The sequence below is a fragment of the Enterobacter sp. N5-15 genome, assembly GCF_057221635.1.
Map to the genome: position 1 here is coordinate 4,077,279 of NZ_CM170150.1, position 15,182 is coordinate 4,092,460.

At 56.5% G+C, this 15,182-nt stretch carries 16 protein-coding genes and 1 pseudogene; 5 read left to right on the plus strand and 12 right to left on the minus strand.

The window, feature by feature from the left end; translation table 11 throughout:
- Nucleotides 1-35: 35 nt before the first annotated feature.
- The 6 genes from gss to AC2TE5_RS19190 form a co-directional block, all read right to left on the minus strand.
- Nucleotides 36-1,895, minus strand: a complete 1,860-nt coding sequence (gene gss / locus AC2TE5_RS19165; protein ID WP_484612207.1) for a bifunctional glutathionylspermidine amidase/synthase — start codon at nt 1,893-1,895, stop codon at nt 36-38.
- A 185-nt stretch (nt 1,896-2,080) separates the two neighbouring features.
- Nucleotides 2,081-3,058, minus strand: coding sequence for an ABC transporter ATP-binding protein (locus AC2TE5_RS19170; RefSeq protein WP_484612208.1), 978 nt, complete (start codon nt 3,056-3,058; stop codon nt 2,081-2,083).
- Nucleotides 3,055-4,032, minus strand: a complete 978-nt coding sequence (locus tag AC2TE5_RS19175; protein ID WP_484612209.1) for an ABC transporter ATP-binding protein — start codon at nt 4,030-4,032, stop codon at nt 3,055-3,057. The genes AC2TE5_RS19170 and AC2TE5_RS19175 overlap by 4 nt, the downstream gene beginning before the upstream one ends.
- On the minus strand, nt 4,025-4,870 hold the full coding sequence (locus tag AC2TE5_RS19180) for an ABC transporter permease (protein WP_213330189.1): 846 nt from the start codon (nt 4,868-4,870) through the stop codon (nt 4,025-4,027). Before AC2TE5_RS19180 ends, AC2TE5_RS19175 begins: the two co-directional genes overlap by 8 nt.
- 5 nt (nt 4,871-4,875) lie before the next feature.
- The gene (locus tag AC2TE5_RS19185) at nt 4,876-5,829 is read right to left on the minus strand and encodes an ABC transporter permease (protein WP_010435561.1); all 954 of its coding nucleotides are present in this window, start codon (nt 5,827-5,829) and stop codon (nt 4,876-4,878) included.
- Between the two features lie 45 nt (nt 5,830-5,874).
- Complete coding sequence (locus AC2TE5_RS19190) at nt 5,875-7,464, minus strand: ABC transporter substrate-binding protein (protein ID WP_193940463.1); 1,590 nt, start codon at nt 7,462-7,464, stop codon at nt 5,875-5,877.
- Between the two features lie 245 nt (nt 7,465-7,709).
- Between AC2TE5_RS19190 and yghU the strand changes: the two genes are divergently transcribed.
- Together yghU and AC2TE5_RS19200 are read left to right on the plus strand one after the other, a co-directional pair.
- On the plus strand, nt 7,710-8,576 hold the full coding sequence (gene yghU, locus AC2TE5_RS19195; protein WP_213330191.1) for a glutathione-dependent disulfide-bond oxidoreductase: 867 nt from the start codon (nt 7,710-7,712) through the stop codon (nt 8,574-8,576).
- Between the two features lie 160 nt (nt 8,577-8,736).
- The gene (locus AC2TE5_RS19200) at nt 8,737-9,069 is read left to right on the plus strand and encodes a glycine zipper domain-containing protein (protein ID WP_213330193.1); all 333 of its coding nucleotides are present in this window, start codon (nt 8,737-8,739) and stop codon (nt 9,067-9,069) included.
- Between the two features lie 73 nt (nt 9,070-9,142).
- Here AC2TE5_RS19200 and AC2TE5_RS19205 read toward each other — a convergent pair whose 3' ends face one another.
- Genes AC2TE5_RS19205 through AC2TE5_RS19215 form a run of 3 tightly spaced genes read right to left on the minus strand, consistent with a single transcriptional unit; the run spans nt 9,143 to nt 12,011 of the window.
- The gene (locus AC2TE5_RS19205) at nt 9,143-10,045 is read right to left on the minus strand and encodes an alpha/beta hydrolase (protein ID WP_484612210.1); all 903 of its coding nucleotides are present in this window, start codon (nt 10,043-10,045) and stop codon (nt 9,143-9,145) included.
- Entirely contained in the window at nt 10,035-10,931 is an 897-nt protein-coding gene (locus AC2TE5_RS19210) for an alpha/beta fold hydrolase (RefSeq protein ID WP_484612211.1), read from the minus strand. Before AC2TE5_RS19210 ends, AC2TE5_RS19205 begins: the two co-directional genes overlap by 11 nt.
- A 24-nt stretch (nt 10,932-10,955) precedes the next feature.
- Nucleotides 10,956-12,011 carry a sugar phosphate isomerase/epimerase family protein gene (locus AC2TE5_RS19215; RefSeq protein WP_484612212.1) on the minus strand — a complete coding sequence of 352 codons (1,056 nt, stop codon included), beginning with the start codon at nt 12,009-12,011 and terminating at the stop codon, nt 10,956-10,958.
- 141 nt (nt 12,012-12,152) lie between these two features.
- On the opposite strand from AC2TE5_RS19215, the gene AC2TE5_RS19220 reads away from it, so the two are divergent.
- The 3 genes and pseudogenes from AC2TE5_RS19220 to AC2TE5_RS19230 all read left to right on the plus strand — a co-directional run bounded on the left by AC2TE5_RS19220 (nt 12,153) and on the right by AC2TE5_RS19230 (nt 13,574).
- Complete coding sequence (locus tag AC2TE5_RS19220) at nt 12,153-12,743, plus strand: TetR/AcrR family transcriptional regulator (RefSeq protein WP_484612213.1); 591 nt, start codon at nt 12,153-12,155, stop codon at nt 12,741-12,743.
- Nucleotides 12,744-12,900: 157 nt separating this feature from the next.
- A pseudogene (locus tag AC2TE5_RS19225) lies at nt 12,901-13,235 on the plus strand (type II toxin-antitoxin system RelE/ParE family toxin).
- A 12-nt stretch (nt 13,236-13,247) separates the two neighbouring features.
- Nucleotides 13,248-13,574, plus strand: coding sequence for a helix-turn-helix domain-containing transcriptional regulator (locus AC2TE5_RS19230; RefSeq protein ID WP_023333393.1), 327 nt, complete (start codon nt 13,248-13,250; stop codon nt 13,572-13,574).
- 44 nt (nt 13,575-13,618) lie between these two features.
- On the opposite strand, the gene AC2TE5_RS19235 is transcribed toward AC2TE5_RS19230, so the two are convergent.
- The 3 genes from AC2TE5_RS19235 to AC2TE5_RS19245 all read right to left on the minus strand — a co-directional run bounded on the left by AC2TE5_RS19235 (nt 13,619) and on the right by AC2TE5_RS19245 (nt 15,076).
- Nucleotides 13,619-13,897 (minus strand): hypothetical protein, encoded by a 279-nt coding sequence (locus tag AC2TE5_RS19235; protein ID WP_133550511.1) that lies wholly within the window; start codon nt 13,895-13,897, stop codon nt 13,619-13,621.
- Nucleotides 13,898-14,076: 179 nt separating this feature from the next.
- A complete protein-coding gene (locus AC2TE5_RS19240) occupies nt 14,077-14,526 on the minus strand; it encodes a hypothetical protein (RefSeq protein ID WP_484612214.1) in 450 nt (149 codons plus the stop codon).
- Between the two features lie 295 nt (nt 14,527-14,821).
- Nucleotides 14,822-15,076: a hypothetical protein gene (locus AC2TE5_RS19245; RefSeq protein ID WP_213330205.1), complete on the minus strand. Its 255-nt coding sequence runs from the start codon at nt 15,074-15,076 to the stop codon at nt 14,822-14,824.
- Nucleotides 15,077-15,182: the final 106 nt, after the last annotated feature.

Genomic DNA, 15,182 nt, shown 5'->3' on the forward strand with positions numbered 1-15,182 from the left:
ATATAGCCCAGATACATCTGGGCTACGATTGATATCTAATTGTTCACTACCACTAGCGGCTCGATATCGCTCTCTTTCTTCACCACCAGCGAGTCATCGCCGCGCAGACAGGTTCCCCCGTAGTTCCCGCCCACGGTAAAGGTGCAGACCTGTATGTACTTGCCGTCGACCTTCGGCAGGCACCACAGCTGCTGGTAGATATTTTTACGGTCGACAAACTTGCCGCTGGATTTATCCAGCAGTTCGTCCTGGGCGCTGATGAGATCGATATTGCTGCCGCAGCGTCCGGCAATCGGCTTGACGGCGTATCCGGTCTGCTTCAGCAGATCGTTAACCTCAAAATCGGTGTCGAGCAGGTAGCGGTGATTCGGGAACAGCTGCCACAGGACCGGGAGAATCGCCTTGTTGCCGGGAATCACGGTCCACAGCGGTTCGAAGACCAGCACCTCCGGGCGCAGCAGGACGTCAATCAGGCGCACCTCGCCCTCGGGATGTCCGGTGCGGATCGGTACGGCGGCGTATTCGGTTTCGCTGACCTCGCGGATCTGCTCTATCGCCGTTTCCCACGCCCAGGTTTTCCACACGCAGTTGACGTGGCGGCCTTCGTCGTCAATCAGCTGCCCGGCGGCATCCCAGCTGAGCGCCTCCAGCCCGTGCAGGATTTTGGTTTCGAAACCGGCCTGCATCAGCGAACGCTGAATAAAGAGCGCGTGATAGTCCTCTTCGACATCGTTGTCCTGCATGATGTGGACGAACGGCCGCGCGTGGCTGTGCTTCCATGCGCCGGTCAGCTCTTCCAGCAGCCCTTCCGCCGGGTTATGCCCGTTACCGCGATAGCCGTTTTTCACCCACTCTTCGAGAATCAGCCCGCCCTCGGTATGGCAGGACGCGGAGTCGGCGTTGTACTCGTAGACCTTAATGCCGCGCTCATCCATGCAGAAATCCATACGACCGGTGATCATATGGTGGCGACGCCACTGCCAGGAGAGGCGCAGGCGCGGCCAGAGGATTTTCGGGATGTCGAAAAGCGCCAGCAGGCTGTCGTCTTTCAGCACCTTGTCCGTCGCGTGCAGGTACATCAGGTGCAGTTCGTTGGTGGCCTTGATCAGCTCCTGCTCGGCGCTTTCGGTAATGGTGAAGTACTGGCAGGGATCTTTGTTGATCACATGGCCGTTGGCGCGGATATACGCCTGCTGCAGCGCGTCATTTTCATTAAGCCATTTACCGTCGAACTGACGCCTGTTTTTCAGCCGCGCGCCGCTGATTTTCAGCAGTTCGCCTTCGATTTCCGGCTGGGGAATGCTGTGTTCCGCGTCGTCGGTCTGGATCATCCAGCCGAGGATCTCCGTGTCGTTGAAGGTGTCATGGATTGTATAACATCCGTTCTCCACGCTCAGACGCAGCTCGCGCGTCCACTGCTGCCCGAGCGGCAGCGGGGAGTGAATCACGTTCTGCTCCGCAATACGCACCTTATCGTCGAGAAGCTGGGTGATCACCGCCACGTGGCCGGTCTCGTGAAACTCGCCGCCCTTTTGCCAGATCAGCAGCGCCCCGGCGCGCGGCGCGCGTTTCGAACCGTTGGCAAAAGCCTGCAGGGGCAGAATGTTATCGTTCACCACCTGACGCAAAAAGCGCAGGGAGAAGATTTCCCACGCCATGCCGACGTCGGTAAACACGAAGCCATAGTTGAGAAACAGGAAACGGCGGGCAAACTCAACGCACTGCCACTTGTGGCCCATGTATTCGTTGCCGATATAGCTGCGGAAATCCGCGTCTTCCGGGTAGCTGCGCGGGTCCAGACTGCCGTAATTTGAAGAGTAAATCGCCACGCCACCGGGCGCATAGCCTAACAACGTCCCGAATGGCGCATCACTGCTTAACTTTCCTTTACGCATGTATCCAACCTAAAACAGGCAGGCGGCAATATTTTTAAGAGTTGTCGTCGTCTGCACGTTGTGATTAACCTGACAGAGGGATATTTATCATACACCTGCGTGGCAAATAATTCGCCTTACCCGGCCTACAAAACGCAACCCCCTGTAGGTCGGGTAAGCGAAGCGCCACCCGACACGTTTAAGGCTCAAATCTTAAACAACCAGCACGCCGCGAAATGCCCTGGCGCAATCTCCCGCATGGCAGGCTCCTGCGTCTGGCAAACCGGCATGGCGTGCGGGCAGCGGCTGCAGAACTTACAGCCCGGCAGCGCGGACGTGGGGCCGGGAATATCGCCGCGCAGGGTGGCGTCTTCGAGATTGCGGATGCGCGGATCGGGCTGGGGAACCGCCGCCAGCAGCGCGCGGGTGTAAGGGTGCGCCGGACGCTGATACAGTTCATTCGCCGGGGCCACCTCCACTAGCTTACCGAGATACATCACCCCAATGCGGCTGGAGATATGGCGCACCATGGAGAGATCGTGGGCGATGAACAGGTAGGTTAGCCCCAGCTCCTGCTGCAGATCCTGCAAAATATTCACCACCTGGGCCTGCACCGAGACGTCCAGCGCCGAGAGCGGCTCATCGCACAGCACAAATTCGGGATGCACGGACAACGCGCGGGCAATACTGATGCGCTGACGCTGCCCGCCGCTGAACTCATGCGGGAACCGTTCAAGGTGTTCGTGCTTCAGCCCCACTTTGTAGAGCAGCGTTTCCGTTCGTTCCCGCTGTTCTTCGCGGCTGTAGCCGTGGATCTGCATCGGTTCGGCCACCAGCTGTCGCACCGTCATACCGGGGTTGAGCGAGGAGTAAGGATCCTGAAAGATCGCCTGCATCCGCTTGCGCAGCGGCTTGAGTTCTTTTTCACGGGCGTGGGCGATCGCCTGCCCGGCAAAGTGGATCTCGCCAGAGGTGATATCGAAAAGGCGCAGGATAGCGCGCCCGAGAGTGGATTTTCCGCAGCCGGACTCTCCCACCAGGCCAAACGTCTCGCCGGGCTGAATATCAAAGCTCACGCCATCAACCGCCTTCACGGCCACGCCTTTACGCAGCAAACCACCGTTAAGCTGATAATGTTTGCGCAGATCGCGAACGCTCACTAATGGCGCCTGTTGTTCACTCATGCCTGAATCTCCTTGTCGGCCCATAGCCAGCAGGCGGCGCGATGGCCCTCTCCGGTGGTGTAAAATGCGGGCTGCCGTTCACACTGGGGCATGCGTTTCGGGCAGCGTTCCGCGAACGGACATCCCGGCGGCGGGTTAAGCAGACCGGGCGGCGAACCTTCAATGGGCGATAAACGCTGATTCACCTCATCCGGACGCGGCAGCGAGGCCAGCAGACCCTGGGTGTAAGGATGCGCAGGGCGATAAAAAATGTCCTCCACGCTCCCCTCCTCCATCACCAGCCCGCCGTACATCACCACCACGCGGCTGCAGACCTGCGCCACCACGCCGAGATCGTGGGTGATCAGCAAAATCGCGGTCCGGGTCTGCTGTTGCAGACTTTTCAGCAGGCGCAGGATCTGCGCCTGAATGGTCACGTCCAGCGCGGTGGTCGGCTCATCGGCAATAAGAAGCTTCGGGTTGCAGGAGAGCGCAATCGCGATCATCACCCGCTGGCGCATCCCGCCGCTGAACTCGTGGGGATACTGGTCGTACCGGCGTTCCGCCTCGGCAATCCCTACCTGTTCCAGCATGGCGATCGCCGCCGCTTTGGCCGCTTTTTTGGCCAGCCCTTTGTTACGCATCAGGATCTCAGACATCTGCTTGCCGATGGTCAACACCGGGTTCAGGGCGGTCATCGGATCCTGAAAAATCATCGCGATCTCGTTGCCGCGAATGGCGCGCATCTGCGCGGGCGTTTTCTGCGCCAGATCTTCATTCTGGAAGCGGATGCTGCCGCCGGTTATCCGTCCGTTGCTCCCCAGAAGCTGGATAATCGACTTACAGGTGACGCTTTTCCCGCAGCCCGACTCGCCGACGATACCGACGAGTTCGCCCGGCTGAACCTGAAAGCTCACGCCGCGCACCGCGTGAACCTCACCCTCGCGGGTGCGGAACGTGGTTTGCAGGTTCTCAAGCGCTAATAAGTTACTCATCGCGATTCGCTCCTGGCTCAAAGGCGGTACGGAACACATCGCCCAGCACGTTAAAGCTGAACACCGTCAGCAGGATCAGAATGCCGGGGAACATCGCCAGCCACGACGCTTCGCCAATATAAGACTGCGCGTTGTTAAGCATGCTTCCCCACGACGCCGCAGGCGCCTGCACGCCCAGCCCTAAGAAGCTGAGCGTTGACTCCATCAGAATGGCCGAGGCGATATTGAGCGTGGCCGCCACGATAATGGTCGGCAGCACGCCGGGAATGATGTGGCGCACGATAATGCGCAGCGGATGCTCGCCCGACGCGCGGGCATAAAGCACGTACTCGCGCTCTTTCACCGACAGGGTTTCAGCACGCACCAGACGCGACATGTTCATCCACGTCAGCAGGCTGATAATCAGAATGATGTTATCCACGCCCGGCTTGAGGTAAGCATTTACTACCAGCAGCAGGAAGAAGGCCGGAATGGCCATCAGGATATCCACGGCGCGCATCATCAGGTTATCCAGCCAGCCGCCAAAATAGCCGCTCACCGTTCCTACCACCGTGCCGATAAGCGTGGAAAAGAGCATGGCGAGACACCCAACCATCAGGGAGATCTGGCCGCCATACAGCGCGCGGGTAAAGTAGTCGCGGCCATACTCGTCCGTACCGAACCAGTGCGCGGCATTCGGCGGCAACGTGCGCGCGCCGAGCGCCATCCGATCAGGATCGTACGGACTTAACCCCGCGCAGAGCGCGGCAACAACGAAAATAAAAAGCACAAACAGGGAGAACTGCGCCGGACGGTTGCGGCGCAGCTGGTGACGAACCTGCTGCCAGCGTCTGCTCATCCGGGTTACCTCAGCGTACGAATGCGGGGATCGGCGAAGCGATAAAGCACGTCGGCGATCAGGTTACCGACGATCAGCATCATCGACGAGAGCATGATGATCGCCATAATCAGCGGGTAGTCGAGCGAGGCGATCGACTGGATCCCGAGCAGCCCCATCCCCGGCCAGGAGAAGACGCTCTCGGTTACATAAGCCCCCACAATCAGCTCGCCGAACGACAGGCCAAACAGGGTAATCACCGGCAGCAGCACGTTTTTCAGCACGTGGCGGAACAGAATGCTGGAACGCGTGGCGCCGTAGGCAAGCTGGGTCTGCACGTAGTCGGCCGAGAGCTGCGAGATGGTGTTGGAGCGGATGTAGCGCACGTAGCTGGAGAGGTTGTAGAACGTGAGGGCAATACACGGCAGCACGCCGTGACGCAGCAGATCCAGCCCGTTGTCCTCCATGCCGATGGTGCGCATCCCCATGCTGGGGAACCAGTTAAGCTGCACGGCAAAAACGGTGATGAGCAAAATGCCGAACCAGAATATCGGAACAGAAATGCCGATATAGGCGAACAGGTTCAGCAGGTGATCCAGCCAGCGGTGCTTAAATGCCCCCGCCAGCAGGCCCAGCGGGATCGCCAGCACGATCGCCATCAGCAGCGACGCGCCCATCAGCCCCAGCGTGGCCGGAATGCGTTCGCCGATCATCTCCAGCACCGGGCGGTGGTAAATCAGCGAATAGCCGAGATCGCCCTGCAGGACGTTTTTCAGCCACAGAACGTACTGCGTGACCAGCGGCTTATCCAGCCCCAGGCTCTGGCGAATACGCTCAATATCTTCCGGGGCCATGCGCGGCGTAATGTACGCCGCCACCGGATCGCCGGGCGCGAGCTTGACCAGCAAAAACGCCACCAGTGAAATAAAGAACAGCATCGGCAGCAGTTGCAGCAGCCGACGCGTGAGGAGTGTGTTCACGACGTGCCCTTACAAAATCCCCGGCCTGACGGCCGGGGCAATCACTTATTTCTGATAGATTTTTGACAGATCCTGGAACAGATAGACCGGTTTCGGCTCTGCCTCCTGGGTGCCGCCGAAGCGCTTGTCCACCGCGACGGTCGCATTGGTGTAGGCAATCGGATAGTAGGTCATGTCGTTCGCCACGGTCTGCTGAATTTGCTTGTAGATATCGGCACGTTTCGCGGCGTCGGTTTCCACTGCGCCTTTATCCCACAGGGCATCAAACTGCGGATTTTTGTAGTGCGCGTAGTTATAGGCTTCGTTGCTCATGAACAGCGATTTGTAACCGTCCGGCTCTGATCCCATGATGTAGCCGCCCAGGTTCAGCTCCCACGCGGTATTGTTCATATCGAGGCTGCGCTGAGACATGGCGTTGGAATCCAGCGGCATCAGCTCCACGTTCACCCCAATGCCCTTCAGCGCCTGCTGAATGTAGAGCGCCATGCTCTCCTGGGTTTTGTTGGTGTTCACATACGCCAGGCGCAGCTTGAGGTTGTCCGGCGCGCCGGACGTCTTCAGCAGGTCTTTGGCTTTTTGCAGATCGAATTTGTACTGTTCAACGTCATCCGTCTTGTAAAGCGTATCTGGCGTCAGGAACGAGGTCGCCGGTTTAGCGTAGTCCAGCGAGGTAAACGCGGTCTGGGTTAGCTCGTCTTTGTTGATGGCATACGCGATGGCCTGACGCAGCGCTTTGCTCTTCATCACCGGCACGTTCTGGTTGAACGTCATATAGGCCAGACGGCCTTCCGGATAGACCACGAAGTCAAACTTACCGGTATTTTTCAGGCGGTTTACATCCTGCGGGTCAACCATCTTGAGGTTGATTTCACCGTTTTGCAGCGCAAGGTTGGCGGCGTTGCTGTCTTTGGCGAAACGGTAGGTGACTGAATCAAGCTTCGCTTTGCCGTTCCAGTAATCGTCAAAACGGGTCAGGGCGTAATACTGCCCGGCGCGGTACTCTTTAAATTTGAACGGCCCGGAGCCTACCGGCGCATCGTTTTTGGTGCTCTTTTCCAGGTCGCCTTCACCGGCGAACACGTGCTGCGGGATCGGGTATATCTGCACCAGAGTTCCGGTAAAGGCCGCGCTGACCTGCGGTAAGGTGAACTTAACGGTGCGCTCATCCACCTTGCTCACCTCAACAGGCTTGCCGCCGTAGGTAAACATGCTGCGGAAGAAGCTGTGCTGTTTGGCATCCAGCAGCTTATTGAAGGTGAAGACCACGTCGTCCGCCGTCAGCGGCTGTCCGTCCTGCCATTTGAGGTTGGGTTTTAACGTCAGGGTATAGCTCAGGTTGTCGGCGGAGGGCGTCAGGCTTTCCGCCAGGCCCCACTCAATGTTGCCGTTATTAAAGCTGTACAGCGGGGCATAGAGCGCCTGCATGATCGTTAACGTTGTACGGTCACTGGCATAGAGCGGATTAACGGCTAACGGGTCGCCGGAGGTAATCCCGATAATCAGCGAACCGCCCTCTTTTGGCGCGTCGCTTTTTGCCGCAGCCGCACTGTTTGTCTCTTTATTTTTCGCATCATCACAGCCAGCCAGGCCTAACGCGAGCGAAACCACCACTGCCGATAACAGAAGCTTGCGCATCTCACTAACTCCTTGCCTTATAAAGTGTTTATTACTGCATCTTTTATTTATGTTGAAGCATCATATTCAGCTTTATCGGTTTACGCATTAATTATGAAAATGCGATTTTCGATTAAGCTTATGCCGGATTTGATATATATAAGCGCCGGAAGGAATAGCGGCAGATCGATTACGCTCAGTTCGTTAAACGCTTCACAAATCTCCTGCTACACTGCCTCAACACATCACTCAAAAGGCAGGCCAACATGTCAGACAACACGTATCAGCCACCAAAAGTGTGGGAATGGAAAAAGAACGGCGGCGGCGCGTTCGCCAATATTAACCGCCCGATCTCCGGCGCAACGCATGAGAAGGATTTGCCCGTCGGTTCGCACCCGCTGCAGCTCTACTCGCTGGGGACACCCAACGGCCAGAAAGTGACGATCATGCTCGAAGAGCTGCTGGCCCTGGGCGTGACGGGCGCGGAGTATGACGCCTGGTTAATTCGCATCGGCGAAGGCGATCAGTTCTCCAGCGGGTTTGTAGACGTGAACCCGAACTCGAAAATACCGGCGCTGCGTGACCACTCCACGAACCCGCCAACGCGCGTATTTGAATCCGGCAATATCCTGCTTTACCTGGCAGAGAAATTCGGCCACTTCCTGCCGAAGGATCCGGCGGGACGCACCGAGACGCTGAACTGGCTGTTCTGGCTGCAGGGCGCGGCGCCGTTCCTCGGCGGCGGTTTTGGTCACTTCTACAACTATGCCCCGGTGAAAATTGAGTACGCGATTGACCGCTTCACCATGGAAGCCAAACGCCTGTTCGACGTGCTGGATAAACAGCTGGCGCGCGGTCGCTACGTGGCGGGTGAAGAGTACACCATCGCGGATATCGCCATCTGGCCATGGTTCGGCTGCGTGGCGCTGGGCAGCGTGTATAACGCCGCCGAGTTCCTGGATGCAGAGAAGTACGCTAACGTGCAGCGCTGGGCGAAAGACGTGGCGAACCGCCATGCCGTTAAGCGCGGACGTATCGTTAACCGCACCAGCGGCGAGCTGAACGAGCAGCTTCACGAACGCCACGCGGCGAGCGACTTCGAGACGAATACCGAAGACAAACGTCAGGCGTGACGACTGACCGGGCGGTTCGCCGCCCGGCAGCAAAGATCCTTATCCAGGGCATGATTAGCTTAAAGGTTGAGTCGGTATTGCTGGCACTATCTGGCCGTTTTTCTCGCGTCAGAAAGTGAGAAATGACGTCTCAACCGACAGCAGTCACAAAGGATCTGTTATGAAACTTATTAAAACAACGCTGGTTATCAGCGCCCTCATTTTTTCCACCTCGGGAATGGCCATCGACAAAACCGCCGCTGGCGCGGTAGCAGGCGCTGCCATTGGCGCGGCCACGGGCAAAGATCTGAAATCAACCGTTGGCGGCGCCGTCGTGGGCGCAGGCACCGGTGCCATGTTCAAAAACGGCGACAAAGGTAAAGCCGCGCGTAAAGGTGGCGCGGTAGGTGCTGCCGTGGGCGCAGGTGCCGCAGCGGTTACCGGCAAGAGCGTGCTGAAAGGTGCGGCCGTTGGTGCCGGTTCAGGTGCGCTGATTGGTGAAGCGACGCACTAAGGTGGTGTGCCACCTTGTGAACAGGCATGAATAATAAACCCAGCGATCGCGCTGGGTTTTTTGTGTTTTTGAATTAGATACAAGCCCGTTCGAACAACCGACGCGCGGCTGGCGTTAACCCTGACATATGAATGCAGGCATGTACCATTCCCGGCAACCGTTCGCAGCGTACTGGCACCCCCGCCTCCTCAAGCCGCAGCGCATACTCTTCAGCCTCATCGCGCAGGGGATCATATTCACAGCTCAGGATGGTTGCTGGCGGTAACCCCCTCAGCGAGGCCATATGCAGCGGCTCGGCATAAGGATGACGACATTCTCCCAGATAGTTTTCCCAGCAAAACGCCATCGCATCTCGCGTTAAATAATAACCTTCAGCAAATTCACAATAGCTTTGGGACGACATTTCGCGACTTAACGCCGGGTAGAGCAGCAACTGATGCTCAATGTGAGGTCCGCCGCGATCCCGGGCCAGCAGAGCTGTCGCGGCAGCAAGATTGCCGCCTGCACTGTCGCCGCCCACCGCCAGACGGGTCGCATCTATCCCCAAAAGCGCGGCCTGTTCACTGGCCCAGCACAGTGCCTGATAAACATCTTCTAACGGCCTTGGGAAGGGGAACTCCGGTGCCAGACGGTAATCAACGGAGAGTATTTTCCGGCCAGTGGCATTAGCCAATGCCTGACAGGGCCGATCGTACAGCGACAGCGAGCCCAGACACCATCCGCCGCCGTGAGCAAACAGCATCGCAGGCTGTGCGATTTCAGCGTTTGAGGCAGCAGGCGTATACGCGCGAAGGCTGATAGCGTAACCATCATCAGCGATAACAACGTAATGTTGAATGCCGCCACCTGTTTCCTCCTCACCCTGAAGCCGCAGCAAATCCACTTCGGTGGCGGCACGCAGGTCGGCTAACGACGCCGGTTGCGGCGCGCCCGATGACGCAGCCAGAAAGTCAGCAATGTGTTTATCAAGCGGCACGATCGGTGTCTTCTGAGAGAAAGGGTACGATTAGCCCAATAAACGCCTCATGACACTCTTCGGTAATAAAATGCCCGCAGTCCGCCACCGTCTCGCCACGCAAATCAAGGGCATTGCCCTGTAGGGTTATCAACGGCGCATCGCGCGTCGCATGTTCGGCCCCCACCGTTAACACCGGCATGGTTAAAGGCGTTTGCGCACGGCGCTGGTTCTGCCGGATGGTTTCCGGGATAGCGCGATAATAGTCGAAGCCCGCACGCAGCCCGCCGGGTGTTGAATAGGCGGCGATATACACCTCTGCGGCAACCCGTTCACGTCGATGAGACCAGCGGTCGAAAATATAGCTGAGATACTGTGATTCGCGCCCGCTGGTCAGGGTTTCGGGTAGATCCGCCAGTTGATTGAACATGAAGTGCCAGAGAAAGATGTTCTCTTCCGGTGCGACAAAAATCGGCGGCGGTGGGGCCAGTCCAGGGATAACCGCTTCTGTCAGCACAAGTCGTTCTATTGCCTGAGGAAAATCGCTCGCCATGGCGTATCCAACCCACATGCCAATATCGTGGCCTACTATGCTATAACGCGCATGACCCAACTGCGCCATCATGGTATGCAGCATGGCACCGACACGTCCGGTGTCATAGCCGTCGCGCGGTTTATCTGACTCACCAATGCCCGGAGGGTCGACCGCTATCGCCTGAAAACCCGCCGCCGCCAGCGCCTGAAGGACATAGCGCCAGGTATACCAGGTCTGCGGCCAGCCCGGTATCAGCAATACCGGTTGTCCTTTTCCCGCTACAACGCAGTGGATGCGCTGTCCGTTAACTTTCATATAGACGTGTTCTGCCCTGAGATCCGCGTGCGCGATCTCACCGTATTGTTGTTCCATGGGGACTCCCTGTGATGTCGTGGCTTAGCGAATGCCGAGTAATGCGTTGATTTGCTGAGGGTTAACTGGCGCACCGGCGAAATCATCGAAGACTTTATCGGTGATGTGAATAATGTGGTCGCGGATGAACGCTGCCCCTTCTCTGGCGCCATCCTGCGGGTTTTTCAGACAGCACTCCCACTCCAGGGTTGCCCAGCCAGCGTAATCGTATTGGGTCAGCTTCGAGAAAATAGCCCTGAAATCAACCTGGCCGTCACCCAATGAGCGAAAACGTCCTGCACGATCGACCCAGGACTGATAGCCACCATAAATACCCTGACGCCCGGTCGGATTAAATTCAGCGTCTTTGACGTGGAACATGTTGATCATGTCCTTATAAATATCAATAAAATCCAGATAGTTAAGCTGCTGTAGCACCATGTGGCTGGGGTCGAAAAGTATCCGGCAGCGGGGATGCTCTTTCACCCTTTGATAAAACATTTCAAACGTCACCCCATCATGAAGATCTTCGCTCGGGTGGATCTCATAGCAGAGGTTAATACCCTGCTCGTCACAGGCGTTGAGCACCGGCATCCAGCGCCTGGCCAGCTCGTCAAAGGCGGTTTCAATTAACCCTTCCGGCCGCTGCGGGAACGGGAACAAATAGGGCCACGCCAGCGAGCCAGAGAAGGTACCCAGATCGCTGAGTCCAAGCCTGGCAGAGGCCTTGACCGCCATCAGCAGCTGTTGCTGTGCCCATTCGCCGCGGGCCTGTGGGTTGCCGTGGACTTCCGGCGGCGCAAAGCTGTCGCATAAGCTATCGTAAGCAGGATGTACCGCCATCAGTTGGCCGAAGATGTGGCTGGTCAGCTCACTCACCACCAGGCCATGCTCCGCCAGCATACCGGTCAGATCGTCGCAGTAGGTCTGGCTTTCTGCCGCCGTCGCCACGTCGAAGAGACGGCGATCCCATACCGGGATTTGCAGAGCGCTAAACCCCGTTTCCGCCGCCCACCGGGCGATCGCAGGCAAATTATTGAATGGGGCCGCATCATCGCTGAACTGAGCCAGATGGAGAGAGGGACCTTTGAGGGTTTTCATCGTATACTCCTATTGTTTGTCGATTGACAAACAATAGGAGTAAAGCCGGATAACCGCAAGCGAAAATTATAAATTCATTGGTAATCCAGATGATTTAGGCGATCCTGTTTCACTGAATTCAGGACCAACCGGAGCAACAAAATGGCAGGCAGACCGCGCCAGTTCGATCGTGACCAGGCGCTTATCAAAGCGCGCAACCTGTTCTGGCGACAGGGTTATGAAGGAACCTCAATGTCGGATCTGGTGGCAGAGCTGGGGATTGCATCGGCACGAATTTACAAGGCGTTCGGTTCAAAAGAGCAGCTCTTTCGGGAAGCTATCGCCGATTACGAAAAACAGGAAGGCGGTTTTGCGGATCGGGCCTTATCCGCAGGGGGCAACGTGCGGGATACCATCCAGACGCTGTTAATGGATGCGGCTCACCTGTACTGCCATCCGGATTTGCCGCAAGGATGTATGGTGGTGGCCTCTGCAGCCAGCGTCAGTGCGGAAAATGAAACGCTCAAAACCTGGCTGGCACAGCATCGCCTGCAGCGTACGCAGCAGATCATCGACCGTCTCCATCAGGCAGTGCATAACGGTGAACTGCCGGATACGACCGATGCAGAGAGTCTGGGAGACTATTTTGCCGTCTTTTTACATGGTTTGTCGGTGCAGGCCAGGGACGGTGTTCCGGAATCTCGTTTGCAGGCGGCGGTTAAGCAAGCGCTTAGCCTGCTGCCGCATTGCTGAGTGTGATGCTGAGAAAGGCCGAACACAACGGTCTCGAATATTTGCGATCCGCTTTCAGAAATCACATCTTCCCCACTGTCACAACCCTGTGAACAGTTGCCTGTCGTAGCCTGAAGATTACAATGCATTTGCTTATCGTAAACTACAGGCTACAATAATGGCTAAGGTTAAACACTACATCACAGCTGACGGGTACGATCCTTTTGATGCATATCTGAGAAGTGTGAAAGATCCCATAGCAAAAGCCATGATTGCTACGCGTGTCGCCAGAATGTCAACGGGTAACTATGGTGATTGCAAGCCATGCAGAGAGAGCGTTTCAGAGCTCAGAATTAACCAGGGGCCGGGTTACCGTGTCTATTTTTCAGCGAAGTCTCCGATCCGGCAGATGGCGCAGTGAGTCTGGTGTTATTGACTGGAACGAAAAAAAAGCAAAATGCAGATATTGAAAGGGCCGTTGAGTACCTCAACGACTACAAGCGAAGAATATAAGAGGAAATCGCAATGGCTAAATCAGTACTACATGATGACGCAATGGTACAGCTCCTGAAAGATTCTCCGGATTTCGCGCCCGTATATCTTCATCAGGCTTTCATTGAAATTGACGAGCCCGGAGGCTATGAGGCGTTCATGCTGGCTTTACGCCATGTCATTGAAGCCTCTGGCGGGATGACCGTTATCGCAAAACGTGCAGGTATTTCCCGCGAATCACTCTACAAATCACTTTCACCAAACGGTAACCCCTCATTTAAGCGTATCGCAGAAGTGGCATCTGCAACGGGAAACCCGATTTCCCGAATTGCAACAGCAGGATTAAACGCAACAGCGTGAGAGGTGCATCAAAATAGGCCCGGATGTACTACCCGGGCGAAGCATCAATGATGATCGTCGTACTGATGCTCAATCACCATCCCTTCAGCCACGCTCGCCACATGCCGCGCACGCGGGTGATAAACCGGAGCAGGCGCTGGCGCGGCATAGACAGTTTGTGACGGTGCTGGCGCAACGGTCACCGCCTGCGGAACCGTGGTGGATGACGGGACAATCACTACTTTATAACCGCTCGGAACATCCACGGTGACGCTTTGCGCCATTGCTGAATTGACCATAGCCAGGCCTGCCATGGCGGCCAATACAATATAGAGTTTTTTCATAGACTGTATTATTTCCGGTAAAATAAGAAAATTAATTATGTCGGGAGGAGCTTAAGACTATATTAATGCCCATCGCTTTTACGGTGCAGAAAATGCCAAATATATTGTTACATTAACACATGAAAATAATAACCCAGGCCGGGTAAGGCGCAGCCGCCACCCGGCAACAGAAAACAATCTTAATTAATCGCGATATTTCCTTCCGGCGTATTTATCCAGCGCGGCGCTTTTAGCGTATCGGCGTAATATCCCACCAGCTCACACAGCAAATCCTCTATCACGCGCGCCATCTCCTGTGGCAGGGCGCGGCTAATCAGCAACTGGGTTAAAACCTGGCAGTATTGACCGAGTTGGTCGCTCTCCGGTTCGAAAGCGGGCAGCCGTGCGGGAAGATCGTTCACGACAAAATGCGGGATCAAATGCGCCGGAACCGGTTCATGGAGCGTGGATTGCAGCAGCGACAGGCAGGTGGAGAGACGCCCGCATAATGCCAGCTTCTCGGTGATGTCGTCACACTCCACCAGAGAATAAGCATAGTGCTCGCAGTTGTCCGCCAGCTCGGTGAAATCGGTGGTATGAGAGAACGGGGTGGTTAATAACGGGTGTGTCTGGGTTGGGGTTGTAGCCATGATGGCAGCCTCCTGTAACGGTATTTATATCCGCCATCGGAGAGGTCAATCTCACGGGTGGCGGAGCCAGACGAGGTTGACCTTACCGGCGTTACAGGAAACCGGCGCGTCTTTCGACGCCCCCGCCCGGTCCGCCATTGAGGTGAAACCGTGCGCGCGACATAGTAATCCATGTCACCTGTAACTTATACCAGGAGGTCAATCCCGACGCCTGATTTTGCAGGCGCGGCAAGAAGATACTGCGATTAGTGCGAGGCGACAAGGGGCATTCCCGGAAGCCGTCTCGCAAATCTGATTAATACTTAATGTCCCGCGCTTTTTGTCTTCCGGACTGTTTCATCTGACGCTTGTCCTGACGGCAGTCGTGATTGCTCTGGTTATTGTTCGCCACGCAGGCCTGCTTCACCTGCCGTGACGCGTCGCGGGTTTCCTGCCTGACATCTCGCGCCACGCGCCGTTCCTGCGCCTGCTGGGTCGCACTGGCAAAAACCGAGAACAGCATCAGAAAAATGAAAGAGAGAACAGGGATGACAGATAACGGTCTGTTCATAGCAACACCTCATAGAAGAGAGCCCAGAACGTCAGGGGGGTTAGCAAAAGAATAGCAGCTTCAGCGCGCGCTGAATGGGGAAGGCGTTAATAATGCAAGGCCGCAC